General features: G+C 65.8%; 12 protein-coding genes. 4 read left to right on the forward strand and 8 right to left on the reverse strand.

Features of this window, described 5'->3' with window-relative positions:
- Positions 1-63: 63 nt before the first annotated feature.
- The 3 genes from ACOI2T_RS12535 to ACOI2T_RS12545 are packed head-to-tail and all read left to right on the forward strand — an operon-like array spanning position 64 to position 3757.
- The gene (locus ACOI2T_RS12535; protein WP_409501455.1) at positions 64-1536 is read left to right on the forward strand and encodes an APC family permease; all 1473 of its coding nucleotides are present in this window, start codon (positions 64-66) and stop codon (positions 1534-1536) included.
- Positions 1533-2525 (forward strand): GNAT family N-acetyltransferase, encoded by a 993-nt coding sequence (locus tag ACOI2T_RS12540; protein ID WP_409501456.1) that lies wholly within the window; start codon positions 1533-1535, stop codon positions 2523-2525. Before ACOI2T_RS12535 ends, ACOI2T_RS12540 begins: the two co-directional genes overlap by 4 nt.
- Positions 2522-3757: an acyl-CoA dehydrogenase family protein gene (locus ACOI2T_RS12545; RefSeq protein WP_409501457.1), complete on the forward strand. Its 1236-nt coding sequence runs from the start codon at positions 2522-2524 to the stop codon at positions 3755-3757. Before ACOI2T_RS12540 ends, ACOI2T_RS12545 begins: the two co-directional genes overlap by 4 nt.
- A 7-nt stretch (positions 3758-3764) precedes the next feature.
- Here the strand turns inward: ACOI2T_RS12545 and ACOI2T_RS12550 are convergent, their stop codons facing one another.
- On the reverse strand, positions 3765-4679 hold the full coding sequence (locus tag ACOI2T_RS12550) for a zinc-binding dehydrogenase (protein WP_409501890.1): 915 nt from the start codon (positions 4677-4679) through the stop codon (positions 3765-3767).
- A gap of 63 nt (positions 4680-4742) precedes the next feature.
- Here ACOI2T_RS12550 and ACOI2T_RS12555 point away from each other — a divergent pair, with 63 nt between their 5' ends.
- Complete coding sequence (locus ACOI2T_RS12555) at positions 4743-5288, forward strand: class I SAM-dependent methyltransferase (RefSeq protein ID WP_409501458.1); 546 nt, start codon at positions 4743-4745, stop codon at positions 5286-5288.
- A gap of 8 nt (positions 5289-5296) precedes the next feature.
- Here ACOI2T_RS12555 and ACOI2T_RS12560 read toward each other — a convergent pair whose 3' ends face one another.
- The 7 genes from ACOI2T_RS12560 to ACOI2T_RS12590 form a co-directional block, all read right to left on the reverse strand.
- The gene (locus ACOI2T_RS12560; protein WP_409501459.1) at positions 5297-7066 is read right to left on the reverse strand and encodes an ABC transporter substrate-binding protein; all 1770 of its coding nucleotides are present in this window, start codon (positions 7064-7066) and stop codon (positions 5297-5299) included.
- Positions 7067-7095: 29 nt separating this feature from the next.
- Positions 7096-8079, reverse strand: a complete 984-nt coding sequence (locus ACOI2T_RS12565; protein WP_085148693.1) for an ABC transporter permease — start codon at positions 8077-8079, stop codon at positions 7096-7098.
- On the reverse strand, positions 8076-9017 hold the full coding sequence (locus ACOI2T_RS12570; protein WP_409501460.1) for an ABC transporter permease: 942 nt from the start codon (positions 9015-9017) through the stop codon (positions 8076-8078). Before ACOI2T_RS12570 ends, ACOI2T_RS12565 begins: the two co-directional genes overlap by 4 nt.
- The gene (locus ACOI2T_RS12575) at positions 9014-10636 is read right to left on the reverse strand and encodes a dipeptide ABC transporter ATP-binding protein (RefSeq protein WP_409501461.1); all 1623 of its coding nucleotides are present in this window, start codon (positions 10634-10636) and stop codon (positions 9014-9016) included. Before ACOI2T_RS12575 ends, ACOI2T_RS12570 begins: the two co-directional genes overlap by 4 nt.
- Before the next feature lie 108 nt (positions 10637-10744).
- A complete protein-coding gene (locus ACOI2T_RS12580; protein ID WP_409501462.1) occupies positions 10745-11962 on the reverse strand; it encodes a GNAT family N-acetyltransferase in 1218 nt (405 codons plus the stop codon).
- A complete protein-coding gene (locus tag ACOI2T_RS12585; RefSeq protein ID WP_409501891.1) occupies positions 11962-13311 on the reverse strand; it encodes an LLM class flavin-dependent oxidoreductase in 1350 nt (449 codons plus the stop codon). Before ACOI2T_RS12585 ends, ACOI2T_RS12580 begins: the two co-directional genes overlap by 1 nt.
- Before the next feature lie 50 nt (positions 13312-13361).
- A complete protein-coding gene (locus ACOI2T_RS12590; protein WP_409501463.1) occupies positions 13362-13634 on the reverse strand; it encodes an ANTAR domain-containing protein in 273 nt (90 codons plus the stop codon).
- Positions 13635-13684: the final 50 nt, after the last annotated feature.

Genomic DNA, 13684 nt, shown 5'->3' on the forward strand with positions numbered 1-13684 from the left:
CATACCGACTCACCAACCACCCGTCTGCGCACGGGCGGCGTTGCGGTCAGAAAGGACAATACCGTGACCACTACTGACGAGCCGACGACGGTCGGGGGCCGTGCTCTGACCACCGCAGAGTCCACCGGACTGGAGCGTGACGCGTTGGGGCCCTGGGGCGTGTTCGCCCAGGGGCTTGCCGCCGCAGCGCCCAGCGTGGCGGTGGCGGTGGTGCCGTTCTCGCTGTTCGTGGCGGCCGGCAAGGGCGCGGCCTGGGCCGCGGTCATCGGCTTGCTCATCGTGGCATTGGTCGCCATCACGATCAGTTTCCAGGCCAAACGCACGGTGTCTTCCGGCTCGCTCGGGACCTACACCGGCAACGGGCTGGGGCCGGGCTTCGCGTATGCCGCCGGATTCAGCCTGTTGTTCGGCTACATCGGGTTCGCGACCACGGGAACGCTCGGCGGTGTCTTGTACCTCGATGCCTTCCTTGAGTCGATCGGCCTTGGCTCACAAGCCGTCTGGTTCCGGCTCCTGCTGGTGTTGGTGGTGGTGGGGCTCGCGGTCTATCTGCCGTATCGCGGTGTCTCGGTCGCGGCGCGGTACGAGCTCGCGTTCGAACTGCTCGCGATCGCGTCGATCCTGGTGATCATCGTCGCGTCCTACATCGGCTACGGCTTCCGCGTCGACTGGGATCAGTGGGACCCGCAGCATCTCGGGTCGAGTGCCACGTTCATCGCCGCGGTCACCGCGGTCGGGTCGTACGCGGGTTTCGAGAGTGTCGCGTCGCTGGGCGCCGAGGCCAGGAACGCCCACCGCAACATCGCCCGGTCACTGCTGCGCGTGGTCATCCTGCTCGGCGTCCTCTACATCTTCGCCACCTATCCGCAGATCCTGCATTTCGGCGAGATCGACGGTGACAAGGCGGTGTTGCCGCAGCTCGCCGACTCGGTCGGAGTCGCCTGGGTGAACCAGGTGGTGAGCGCGGCCGTCGCGGTCGCGTTCATCGTGTTCGTCACCGCGGTCACCACCGCGGCGGCACGTTCATTGTTCACCTTCGCTCACGAAGGCGCACTGCCGCAGGTGTTCGCCAGGGTGCACACCACGTATAAAACGCCTTGGGCCGGAGTCGTTTTCGTCGGCGTTCTGGCATTGGTGTTCTCGACGGTCGCCACGTTCAGCTCGGCGGGCCGGTTGGTGTTCGACGTGTACGGCGGCTACGTCGCGAACTGGGGCTTTCTGGTGAGCTACCTGCTCGTCGTGATCGCGACCCCGATCTGGCTGCGCAAGATCAATGCGCTGACCCCCGTCCGGCTCGCGGTCTCGGTGGCGGCGACGATCGGTCTGGGTTACGTCATCATCAGCAACTTCTATCCGGTACCCGAGTTCCCCTTCAACATCTTGCCGTTCGTCTTCGGTGGCATTCTGCTGATCGGCCTGGCGTGGTACTGGTACCTCAAGCGGACCAAGCCCCAGGTGGCCAGGCGCATCGGCAGCATCCAGACTCTGTCCGAAGAGGAGCAGCAACGGCTGCTGAACGAGGGAGTCACGCCGTGACGCTCACCGGGCATGCCGTCGTCGTGGACCGGTGGTCGGTGGCGCAGGCGACGCCGCGTCACCACCCGCTGATCGCCGACTTCCTGGCCACGACCCCGGGACTCGGCGGACGCAAGTTCGCCGCCGACTCCCGCGATGTCGCCGAACAACTCGACGGGGTGCACCCCGGGTCGGCTGTCGTCCTGTACGGCGATTCGGATGACGTGCTCGGATACGCGGCACTGCACCAGCCCGATGGGGAAGAGCCGGAGGTGTTGGCGGACTTCGTGTTCGGGCCGTCCGCACCGAGAGATGCGGTCGACACCATTGTCGGTGACACCGTCGCCCGCTTCCATCGCGTGGCCACGCCCGGCTCATACTTGCGGGCCTACATCAGTGCCGACCAGGCAGCCGCCATCGCGGCACTCGTCGAACACGGCGGGCGGCGGGAACGTCAGTTCATCAGCACCCGCAAGTCTCTCACCGACCAGGACCCGGCAGCCCTCGCCGCGGCGCACATCGACGGGGTGACGGTGCTGTCCTGGCCTGAAGTCACGGGCGGTGGATTCGGTGAACAGGTGCGGCAGTTGCAGTTCGACACGTTCAGCGAGCATTTCGGCAACATGGCGAAAACCCCGCAGCGTTGGGAACATCATCTGCACAGCCGGGCGTTCAGTCCGGACTTCAGCCTCGCAGCGATCGACAGGGACGAGGTCGTGATCGGCTACGTCCTCGGTTCGGTCTACACCGTGGGCACCGGCGCGGCCGCGCAGCGCAGCGCCCACACCGATTACATCGGCGTGCGCCGGGACCGTCGGCAGCGGGGGACAGGCGAACTGTTGCTGCGCAAGATCTGGCTGGCCGCGCTACGACGCGGGTTCACGGCAGCCTCACTCGGCACCGACATCGACAACGCCAGCAAGGCGCACCTCTTGTACCGCAGGCTGGGCTATGTGGCGGTGGCCGACGAATACGCATATCGAATCGACGCGGGCGGGAGTACGGAATGAGCACGGACAACATCTATTTGAAGCGGCCCACCGGCTACGACGCCGAACTGCGCTCGGTGTTCCGGCCGATCTTCGATCGGATCGCCGAGGGCAACGTGACGCGCGAACGGGATCGAGTGTTCCCGCACGAGCAGGTGCGGTGGCTCGGCGAAGCAGGTTTCGGCACCCTGCGAATTCCGGCCGAGCAAGGCGGATTCGGTGCTTCTCTGGAGCAGACCTTCCAGTTGTTGGCCGAGTTGGGCCAGGCCGACGCGAATGTCGCGCATATCTGGCGCAACCACCTGGCGTTCGTCGAGGACCGCCTCAACGCACCGGTGTCAGAAGACAACAACACCTGGATCAAGCGGTTCCTCGCAGGCGAATTCGTCGGCGGCGGATGGACCGAGGCGAACAACGTGACACTCGCCAACCTGGCCACCACCGTCACCGCCGCGGACGACCACTGGCTGGTGTCCGGCGCGAAATACTATGCCACGGGCAGTCTTTATGCCGATTGGCTCGACGTGCTCGGGCGCGGCGACGACGGCGAGCTGTGGACGGCGCTCGTGCGTGCCGACGATCCGGGCGTCACCCTCACCGATGACTGGCGCGGCTTCGGCCAGCGCACGACCGCAAGCGGATCGGCCCACTACGCGGCGGCCCGGGCCGAGCGCGGCAACGTGTTTCCCGCCGCGCAACGCTTCACGTACCAAGCGCATTTCTATCAGATCGCCATGCTCGCGGTGCTCACCGGCATCACGAAGGCCGCGCAGCGCGACGGAACCGCAGCGCTCAAGGCGCGCAAACGCAACTATCCGCAGGGCCTGTCCGACGTGCCTGCCGACGATCCGCAGTTGCTGCAGGTGATCGGCGAACTGTCGGCCGAGGCCTTTGGTGCCCAGTCCGCATTGGGCCGGAGCGCGCAGACTTTGGACCGGATCGTGGCGGGCCGTCTCGCGGGCAGCGACGACCATGCGCGTCAACTGCTCATCGACGCCGAGGTGGCCGTGACGCAGGCACAACTGGTGATCATCGGTGCCGCACTGCGCACCACCACCAGGGTGTTCGACGCGCTCGGTGCGTCAGGTGTGTCCGAAGAGCTTGCCTTGGACCGGCATTGGCGCAATGCCCGCACCCTCGCGTCACACAATCCCGTCGTCTACAAGGCGCGGATCCTGGGCGAGTGGTTCGTCAACGGCAAGGATCCGGTGTCCGACCTCGCGTCGCGGGGCAGAGGTGGCCAGGGCAACTGACCCGTCCTCACCTGACGCGCAACACGGCCTTACCCGCCACCTTGCGGTCCAGCAACGCTTGCGCGGCGCTCGCGACGTTCTCCCACGAGTCCCGTAGCCCGATCTGCGGATCGAGCTCGCCATCGGCGAGCAGGGTCAGGAGATAGCGCAGATCGGCGGCGAACGGTGCTCGAACAGTGAAGGGCTCCAACCGTTTCCGGTTGCCCAACCGGCGTTCGTGCTCGAAGTCGATGGTGGTCGGTTCGTTGGAGGCCATTCCGATCGACTGTACGGAACCACCGTCGGCCACCAGGCTGAAGGCTTGTGCGAGAAGCTTTCCGCCCACGTTGTCCAGTACGCCGTAGACGGGTTCGGTGACGCTGTCGAGACCGACGACCACCTCGGCCGCTCCGAGTTCGGTCAGGCCTTCACCGCGCGGGGCGCTGCCGACAGCGGCGACCACGTGAGCACCGGCTCTGGCCGCGAGCTGCACCGCGAACCGGCCGACCCCGCCGGAGGCCCCGGTGATGAGGACACGACGGCCGACGATCGGGCCGAGGGCACGTAACGCCTGCAGCGCCGTCACACCGGCAACGGGTAGGGCCGCGGCTTCCTCGAATTCGACGAACTCGGGTAACTCGGTCAAATTCTCGGTGGCGACCGCGCGGCGCTGTGCCCAGCCGGCCTCGCCGCTGAACCCCACCACGCGCGTCCGGACGGCCGGGCCGGACCCATCGGCCGCGGCCTTAACGACCACGCCTGCACTGTCCCACCCCGGCACCTCACCGGGTTTGCGCATCTGGTCGATGAAGTGCACTTCACCGAAATTGAGGCCGATCGCGTGCACGTCGATCAGTGCCTGCGAATCGGCCACCGGTGGATCGGCCACCTCGGCGAGTCGCAGATTGGCAGGGGCTTGCGGGTCGTAGACGATGGCTCGCATGCTGTGGCCAACCTCGGCGGCCATGGCTCGTATTCCCTCGCCCCTATTTCGTAGGGTGGCGAGGTGAGCGAGCAGGATCGGGTGCGTTGGGACGCGACGTACGCGGGTCGCTGCGAAGCGGTGGCCGAGCCCGCACCGCCTGCCGTTTTCGCGGCACGCGAATCAGTGTTCCCGGTGACGGGAACGGCCCTCGACATCGCGTGTGGGACGGGCTTCGGGTCTGTCTGGCTGGCCCGGCGAGGACTGCAGGTCTGGGGTGTCGACGTGTCCGCCGTCGCGATCGATCACGCGGAGAGGCTGGCCGCGCGATACGGCGTCGCGGATCGGTGCCGCTTCGACGTCGTCGACCTCGATGGCGGTCTTCCCGCCGGGCCTTCCGTCGACGTCATCCTGTGTCACCGGTTCCGTGACCCGGGCCTGTACCCGGCGATGATCGAACGTTTCACCCCGGCAGGCATTCTCGCGATCAGCGTACTCAGCGAGGTTGACCGCGAACCCGGTCGGTTTCGCGCCGTACGCGGCGAACTCCTGGCGGCCTTCGGTGGCTTCGAGGTGATCGATGCAGGCGAGGGCGGCGGCGAAGCCTGGTTGCTCGCGCGCCGCCCCTGACCCGCCGACTACCCGTTGACCGCAATGTTGGTGATGTCGGCGCCGTTTCCGAGCGACTGCCAGGTCCAGTTAGTCACTCGATCGGATGTGGGCACGGTCTTGACCCGCTCGATGAGCGGGAACCAGGCCAGGTCCTCGGTCGCGATCGTGTTGGCTTCCTGCCAGTCCGCCGTCGGGTCCGGTGCGGCGAACGCCCGGTTGACGGCCTCGTTGAGCTTCGGATTGTGGTAGGTGACCCCGTTCCACGTGCCGCCGGGTGCGAAGTCGGAATCCAACCATCCGCCGAGAGTCATGCGGGCGCTGTTGCCCTGCCAGTCCGGCGTCCAGTTCGTGATCGCCAGATCCCACTGGTCGAGCTTCGACTTGTCGCTCAAAAAGGCGTCGAACGCGCCCCAGCTGTCGGCGGCGATGGGCGTGAGCTTGACGTTGATACCCGACCTGGCGGCCGATGTCTGCACCGACGTCGCGATCTTCTCGAACTCGGGGTTGTTGCGGTATGCCACGTTGACCGTCAAACCCGGCTTGCCCGCCTCGGTCAGCAGCGTCTTGGCCTTCTCGGGGTCACCTTTGTCGTCCGGCGTGGGGTACGGGTTCTTCCCCGTGTAGCCGACGATGGTCGAGGTGAGGATCTCGTTGCTGGCGATCGCGGAGTCCGGACCGCCGAGACCGCGGACCACGTCGGCACGGTTTAGCGAGTAGTTGAAGGCCTGCCGGACCCGGAGATCCTTGAACGCATCCTGGGCCGGTGTTTTCGGCTCGGCGGGATTGTTCCAGCTGATGAAGATCGCCGAGCCGCTCGCCGAGGTGTGGAGGTGGTCGGGATCGGTCTTCTTGTACTGCGCGATGACGTTGGCCGGGTACGCGCGGACATAGAGCCCGATGTCGGCCGTGCCGGTCTGCAACTGCTGGGATACGGCGTCGGCGGAGCTGACCGTGGTGTCGAACACGATCTTGTCGGCGTAGGCCTTTCGCGGGTCTCCTTCGGCGTTGTACTCGGGCACCTTGGCCAGGGTCAGCTGCTTGCCCGGGTCGAGGGACTCGATGTAGTACGGGCCGCTCGATGCGTAGTTCTTGCGGAACTCCAGGCTGTCGGCGAAGTACTTCGACACCACCTCCTCGGGCAGCGGTGTGACGAAGTTGAGCGTGAGGATATCCAGGATATCGCTGGCCGGCTGCGTCAACGTCAGCTGTAATGTCTTGTCGTCCAGTGCTTTCAGACCGCTGATCTCGTGCGTGTCGATGAACCTCTTGACTGCGGCCAGGTCACCGGTGGGGACTTTGGCGAACTCGTCGGAGTACTCCTTGAACCCTTCGAACAGCGCGTTGTAATAGGTGATCGCACTGACTTGTGCATTGGGGTCGGGGAACCGCTTGACGGCGTAGACGAAATCCTGTGCGGTGATCGGGCGCGTGCTCGCGCCGGAGAAGTTGATGTTGTCGCGCAGATGGAACGTGTAGGTTCTGCGGTCGGGGCTGATGTCCCAACTCTCGGCGAGATCGGGGACCACCTCGGTGTCTTCTCCGATGCTCTCTTTGTTGCCTGCATAGGTGACGAGCTGGCGGGTGGTCGCCCTGATGACCTGCCACGATTCGGCGGAGTAGGCGATCAGCGGATCCAGCGCATCGACATCGCCGACCGAGGCGATATGTAGCGTCCCGCCGTAGAGACTCTCGGGGTCGGTGGATGATGCCTGTTCACCGCTATCGGTGCCGCACGCGGCGACGAGTAGGGCGGTGGTCGCGATCAACGCGCCGACCACTTTTCGTGGTGACCTCATGGTTCTCCTCAGTTGTGTTGTGGGGTGGCCTATTTGCCGCTGCGTGCCGCGGTGATGACGTCGATGGCGAAGGTGGACACCACGAAGATCACCGCACCGAGAAGGGTGCATCCGATCACCACCGGAGCATCCCCGTTGTTGGCCGCATTGACGGCGAGGCGTCCGACACCGTCGATACCGAAGATCTGCTCGGTGATGATGGCGCCGCCAAGGATCGCGGCGAACTCGATGGCGCCGAGCGTCAGGATCGGATTGAGTGCGGCTGACAGTGCATGGTCGAAGTAGACCCCATGCGGTGCGACGCCTTTCGCACGCGCGGTGCGGATGAAGTCCTTGTTCGCCACCTCGAGCACCGAGGCCCGGACGACGCGCTGGAACAGACCGAGTTCGGCGAGCACGAGCGTGAGCCATGGCAGCAGCAGATGACGTGCCCACTCGGACGGCGACGTGGTGAACGCGACGTAGCCTCCACTGGGAAACCATTTCACGCCTGCGAGCGAGAGTTGGTAGTAAAGGACGAACAGCAGGATGACGCCCGTCACGAAGGTCGGGATCGACAGGAACACATAGGAGATGCCTGAGGTGATCGCGTCGAACACGCCGCCGGGCTTGCGGGCCGCATAGACCCCGAGGACGATCGACAGCGCGACCCACAACACCAGTGCGCCGACGGCCAGGCTCAGGGTCGCCGGAATCTTCTCCAGGATCAGATCGGTGACGGGGCGTTGTTCGCGGTACGAATAGCCCAGGCTGGGCGGCCAGTTGACCAGTCCGGTCGGCGTGCCCTTGATCTCGGGGCCCCGCACCACGTAATGCCACAACTGCACGTACCAGGGGTCGTTGAGCCGCAGGCTGTTGGCGATCGCATCGACCGTCTGCTGAGACGCGTTCTCCGGGGCCAGCATTCGGGCCGGGTTCTGGTAGGCGACCTTGGTGAGCCCGAATGTCACGAGCACTACGGCGAACACCGTCAGTACCATGCGGGCCGACCGCCAGAGCAGGGTTCGCGTCACCGGGTCGTGCTCGGGTCGAATCGATTGCGCAGCGCCGTGCTGAGCACGTTGAAGCCGAGGACGGTGAGGAACAGCGCACCCGCCGGGGCGATGAGCATAAGCGGCTGGGTTTGATACAGCGCAGAGTCCTGGGCATTCGCGATCATCGTGCCCCAACTGGGAGTGGGCGGCCGGATGCCGACGCCGAGATAGGACAGCGATGCCTCGGCGATGATGTTGATCGGAAGCTGGACAGCCCAATAGATGACGATGGTGGGCGCGATGTTGGGCAGGATTTCGCGAATGATCACGCGCAAATGCGAGCTGCCCGCGCCGATCGCGGCGAGCACGTATGGTTTCGCCTTGATCTCGATGACCGAATTGCGCACGAGCCGCGCGAAGTAGGTCCAGGAGAACAAGGCGATGATGCCGATCACCACCACGATGGGGTCGACGACGGTGGTGCCTGCCGTGCCCCGGTTGAGCGTCACCACGCTCAGCGCCGTCACCAGGAAGGGAAAGGCCAGCGCGATGTTGGTCAGCTCGGAAAGCACCGCGTCGATCCGGCCGCCGAAGTACCCACCGGCCAGTCCGACGACGATGCCGATGAGCATGGCGATGGTGGTGGCAGGGATACCGATGGCCAGCGATACGCGCGCGCCGTAGAACGTGCGGACGAGGACATCTCGGCCGCTGCCGTCGGCGCCGAGCAGGAAGCCGTGGCCGCCGGTGATCGGAAGCCCTGCCGCGTCGAGCGTTTCGTCGGGAAACTGTTCGTTGGGCCCATGACCGACGATCGCGGCGATCACAGGTGCTCCAAGTGCGGCCAGCAGTACGAAACCCGACAGAACCGAACCCGCGACCAGCCCGGGATCGCGCAGGAACGATCGCAGCTTGCGTGTGCGCGCCTGCGGCGGGCTGTCGGCGCTCACTTGTGGTCTGAGCAGCAGATCCGTCATGAGGCCGTCAACCGTGGCACCGCATCGAGCAGCTTGCGTGTGTACGCCGACCGTGGTGCGGCGAAAACCTCTGCGGTAGGACCACTTTCCTCCAAGCCTTCGGGGCCGAGCACGATCACGCGGTGCGCGATCGCCGAAACAACCCCCAAGTCGTGCGTGATGAACAGGAAGGCCGTGCGATGTTCACGGACAAGTTCGACGACGAGCGAGATGATCTCGCTTTGCGTGGTGACGTCCAGTGACGACAAGGCTTCATCGGCGACGATGAGCCGGGGTCGCAGAACCAGCGCACGAGCGATCGCGGCACGTTGCCGCTGCCCACCCGACAGCTCGGCGGGAAACCGGTCGAGCAATGTCCGCGGCAGCCGCGCGTCCTCGGCGGCGCTGGACACGCGGGCGTCGATGGTGGGGTGATCAACGCGCTGTGCGCGCAGCGGTTCGGCGAGCGAGTCCGCAACGCTGCGGCGCGGGTTCAAACTCGAGTAAGGGTCCTGGAAGACCAGTTGTACGTCACGGCGGGCGCTGGCGGGTAGTGCGGGGACACCATCCGCGACCGCAGTGGGGAATCGCGCACCGGACAACGTGATCTCACCTGCGTCGGCGTACTGCAGACCCGCGACGATCCGGCCGACAGTCGACTTGCCCGACCCGGATTCCCCGACGAGACCGACGATCTCGCCGGGATGGATCGCGAAGTCCAGGCCGTCGACCACGGTCCGACGTTCACGCCGAACCCGGGTGCGGTAGCTCTTGCGCAGCCCGTGAACCCTCAGCAGCGGCTCGGTCGATTCCACCGGATCGATCAGTGGGGAGCCGTCGACACCGGGCAGACTGTGCAGGCGCGACGCCGACAGCAGATCACAGGTGTACTGCTCCTGTGGATGCTGGTAAACCCGTTCACGGGTACCGGTTTCCACGACTCGACCGTCTTTGACGACGGTGACGGTGTCCGCGATGTCGTGGACCACACCGAGGTCGTGGCTCACGAACAGGATCGCGGCGCCGTGCTCGCGCTGCAGTCGCTTGAGCAGGTTGAGTATTCCGGCCTGCACACTCACGTCCAGAGCTGTGGTCGGCTCATCGGCGACGATGAGTGCCGGATTCAGTGCGATCGCCATCGCGATCATCGCGCGCTGCCGCATGCCGCCGGAGAACTCCGATGGATAGCTGTCGTAACCCTTTTCGTCGATGCCGACCTCGGCGAGCAGCTCCTCGACCCTGTCGCGTCGTTCACGCCGGTCGGTACGGGTATGGATGCGGAGCACCTCGTCGATCTGGCGCCCGATGGTCTTGGACGGGTGCAGATTGCTCTGGGGATCCTGGAATACGAAACCGATGTCCTTGCCGTGGATTCGACGCAGTTCGCGTCCGTCCAGGGTCAGCAGGTCACGGCCGGCGAACCGCACCGACCCGGTCACCTCCGCATCGGGGCTCAACAGCCGAGTGGCGGCAAGCAGCGAAACGCTCTTGCCGGAGCCGGATTCGCCGACGATGGCGGCGGTCTGGCCGGGTTCCACCGCGAAACTGATCGACTCGACCGCCCGCACCGCTCGCCGCCCGCGAGCGCGGTTCCCGGTGTGAATAGTGACGGCGAGATCGGTGACGTCAAACAGCGTCATCGTGTGTGTGTCGCCTGGACAGCACCGTTCTCATGCGACCATGGTCGGCCAGGAGTCTTTGCCGGACAACGGTTTCGATCAGTCCGAAGTTATCGCCACGACGACATGTCAGAAGAAGATGCCGGTGTGCGGCTGCGCGGGCACCGAGAAGAGGCGGTCGGCGACGGCAAGCGCCTCGGGATCGTTGACCCGTACGGAACCGCTCAACGCCAGGGCACGCCACGTTGTTCCGCCGAGCAGCGCGGCTGCGACCGCCTCGACCCCGGCCTCCAACTGCGCGGTGCCGCCGATATTCTCGGCGCCACCGGCCGAGATGGCATACGTGCCCGAATTCTCTCGCAGCAGCGGATCATGAACCGTCAACGTGACGGACCCGCCGTCGCTGTAGCTGCGTCCGCCGAGTGCGGCAGGCACATCGACGACGCGCAACCACGTCTCGTCGCGGGTGCCGGTGATTCTGGCGGCGCGACGGTCGACCAGAAGCCAGGGAAGCGGATCGTCGACCGGCAGCATCTGAAATATCAACCGATCGATCAGATCGAGGTCGATCAGAAACCGCAGCAGTCCCACATAGGCCTCATCGGTGGGCGCGAAGAAGTCGTCGATCAGAACCGTGCGCTGCTCGCTGACGAACCACCCGTCTGTGTCGACTGGATGATAGCGGGCGAACCCCGTCTCAGAACCCGGGTCGCCATGGACGACAACGTAACTCGGTCCTGCTGCAGCTTCGGCACGTAGCCGCTGTGACTGCCACCAGACCGGCGGACGATCGATGGTCCCGGGCCGCTCGGGCCGATTGGCGGCATAGATCTGCGGCAGCAACTGCCACGACTCGTCAGGATCGATCAGCCGCACCGGCCCGCCGTGTCCGATTCCGGGTCGCAGGGCAGCCCGCCGCGTGAGCAGTTCGGCGGTGTTCGACGAACTCGCGACCCCGTAGCCGAAACGACCGTAAATGGTGGCTTCGGAGGCCCGTAGGGTCGCCACTGTCTCGCCGCGGTCACGGATGTCGCGAAGCTGGTGGCGTAGCAGGTCAGTGGCGATACCGCGGCGCGTGTGGGAGGGCAGGACGCCGACGTGGGTAACGGCGGCATGACCCACGACCTTGCCGCCGGGCAGGGTGAGCGAGCTGGTTGCCGAGTCCGTGGTGCCGGCGAGCGTGCCGTCGACGAACGCGCCGAATGTTCGGCCCGGCTCCAGAATCCGGCGGATCCGTCCGGCAGGCAAGCCGGACAACCGGGGAAAGCCGACCATCGCCGCGCGAAACACGTTGAGCGCGGTGGTCAGTTCCTGCTCGGTGTCGAGCACTCTGATGTCGGTGGTCATCACACGTTCACTCCGCGGGAAACGCGAGCGTCGCGATACCGCGCGGCCGCATGGTCGTCTCGGATCCGAGCAGTACCCTGCACCCGCTCGCGCAGCGTGGTTGCGGTGGTGGGTCGAGGCCGCACGCGGCCGCGCCGGTCGAGTTCGGGCACCACCAGTTCGGCGAAGTCGCGATAGCTGTCGGGATTGACGATGTGCAAAAGGTTGATTCCCTGCGTCCCGGTGTCGGCCAACCACTGCTCCAGTTCGTCGGCCACCGAGACCGGCGTGCCCACAAGTGTGCGGCTGCGGCCGAATCCGGAGGACGGCGCGAGCGCCTCGCGCAACGTCCACCGCCGGTCGGCGTCGGCGAACATCGACAACAGCGAGCGGTTCGAATCGGTGTCGTGGCGGCCGATCACACTGTCGAGGTCCTGGCCCGCGAAGTCGACGCCGGTGCTCGCCGAGTAATGTGCCAGTGCGCCTTCGACGTCGAAATACCGTTGGTAGTCCGCAAGTTTGGTGCGGGCACCGGCCGCCGTGTCGTCCACCACAACCGACAGGGCGCTGATGAAACTCAGCGACTCGGGATCGCGGCCGTAATCGGCTGCCAGCGTCCTGACGCTCTCGACGTTGCGCCGGATACCGGGTGCGTCGGCGCCGGCCACGAAAATCACTTCGGCGTGCTTTGCCGCGAACCGCTGACCGCGCGGCGAACCGCCGGCTTGCAGCAGCAGTGGTGTGCGCTGCGGGCTCGGCTCGGAAAGATGCGCGTCCCTGACGGTGAAATACTTTCCCTTGTGGTCGATTCGGTGGACCTTGGCCGGATCGGTGTAGACGTTGCGCTCGCGGTCACGTACCACGGCATCGTCTTCCCACGACGTCTCCCACAGTTTGTAGACCACGTCGAGGAATTCGTCGGCCCGTTCATAACGCTCGTCGTGCGGGATCTGCCGTTCCAGTCCGAGGTTTCGTGCCGCACTGTCGAGCTGCGAGGTCACGATGTTCCACGCCACCCGGCCCTCGGTGAGATGGTCCAGTGTCGTGAACTTGCGGGCCAGGAGATACGGATGCTCGTAGGTCGTCGAGACGGTGATCCCGAAGCCCAGGTGTGTGGTGGCCGCGGCCATCGCCGACACCAGCAGCAGCGGGTCGCTCACCGGGGATTGTGTTCCGGTGCGTAGCGACGCGTCCGCATTGCCCCCGTACGTGTCGAGCAGCCCGAGTGCATCGGCCAGGAAGAATGTGTCGAATCGTCCGCGGTCGAGAATCTGGGCCAGCTCGACCCAGTAGGCGATGCTGTTGTAGCGGTGGGTCTGATCGCGCGGATGGCGCCACAACCCGTAGTTGACGTGCGAGACCGCGTCCATCGAGAAACCGTTCAGGATCACCGGTTTGTCGATGGCGTTGGACCGGCCCGTCACCGGGTGGCGGCCGGCGTTCGCCGGGTCTGCGCCAGTAGTTCACCCCAGGCGTTGAAGGCCTCGGCGTACTCGGCGGATGATCCGGACCGGCTGCCGGCCAGATCGACGAGACCGCGGGCGATGCTTCCTATTCCGATACCCGTGCGCTGCACGACCCGAACCAGCTCCCGGAACGCTTCATCGGGCGTGCAGCCGCGCACCCCGACCAGGACGCCGATTGCGGTGTCGATCGTCGTGCGGGAGGTGTCCGCGGTGTGCGAGTGGCTCATGCCCCGATGCTGCCTGCCCGGCAGACACATTCACAGATATTGGCGCACCG

Source organism: Mycolicibacterium wolinskyi str. Jessa 2025 (assembly GCF_049241375.1).
Lineage (GTDB): Bacteria > Actinomycetota > Actinomycetes > Mycobacteriales > Mycobacteriaceae > Mycobacterium > Mycobacterium wolinskyi.

Coding starts and splice junctions, on each gene's coding strand:
- ACOI2T_RS12545 (WP_409501457.1), top strand. CDS start 2,522: ATGAGCACGGACAACATCTATTTGAAGCGGCCCACCGGCTACGACGCC.
- ACOI2T_RS12550 (WP_409501890.1), bottom strand. CDS start 4,679: ATGCGAGCCATCGTCTACGACCCGCAAGCCCCTGCCAATCTGCGACTC.
- ACOI2T_RS12560 (WP_409501459.1), bottom strand. CDS start 7,066: ATGAGGTCACCACGAAAAGTGGTCGGCGCGTTGATCGCGACCACCGCC.
- ACOI2T_RS12570 (WP_409501460.1), bottom strand. CDS start 9,017: ATGACGGATCTGCTGCTCAGACCACAAGTGAGCGCCGACAGCCCGCCG.
- ACOI2T_RS12575 (WP_409501461.1), bottom strand. CDS start 10,636: ATGACGCTGTTTGACGTCACCGATCTCGCCGTCACTATTCACACCGGG.
- ACOI2T_RS12580 (WP_409501462.1), bottom strand. CDS start 11,962: ATGACCACCGACATCAGAGTGCTCGACACCGAGCAGGAACTGACCACC.
- ACOI2T_RS12585 (WP_409501891.1), bottom strand. CDS start 13,311: ATGGACGCGGTCTCGCACGTCAACTACGGGTTGTGGCGCCATCCGCGC.
- ACOI2T_RS12590 (WP_409501463.1), bottom strand. CDS start 13,634: ATGAGCCACTCGCACACCGCGGACACCTCCCGCACGACGATCGACACC.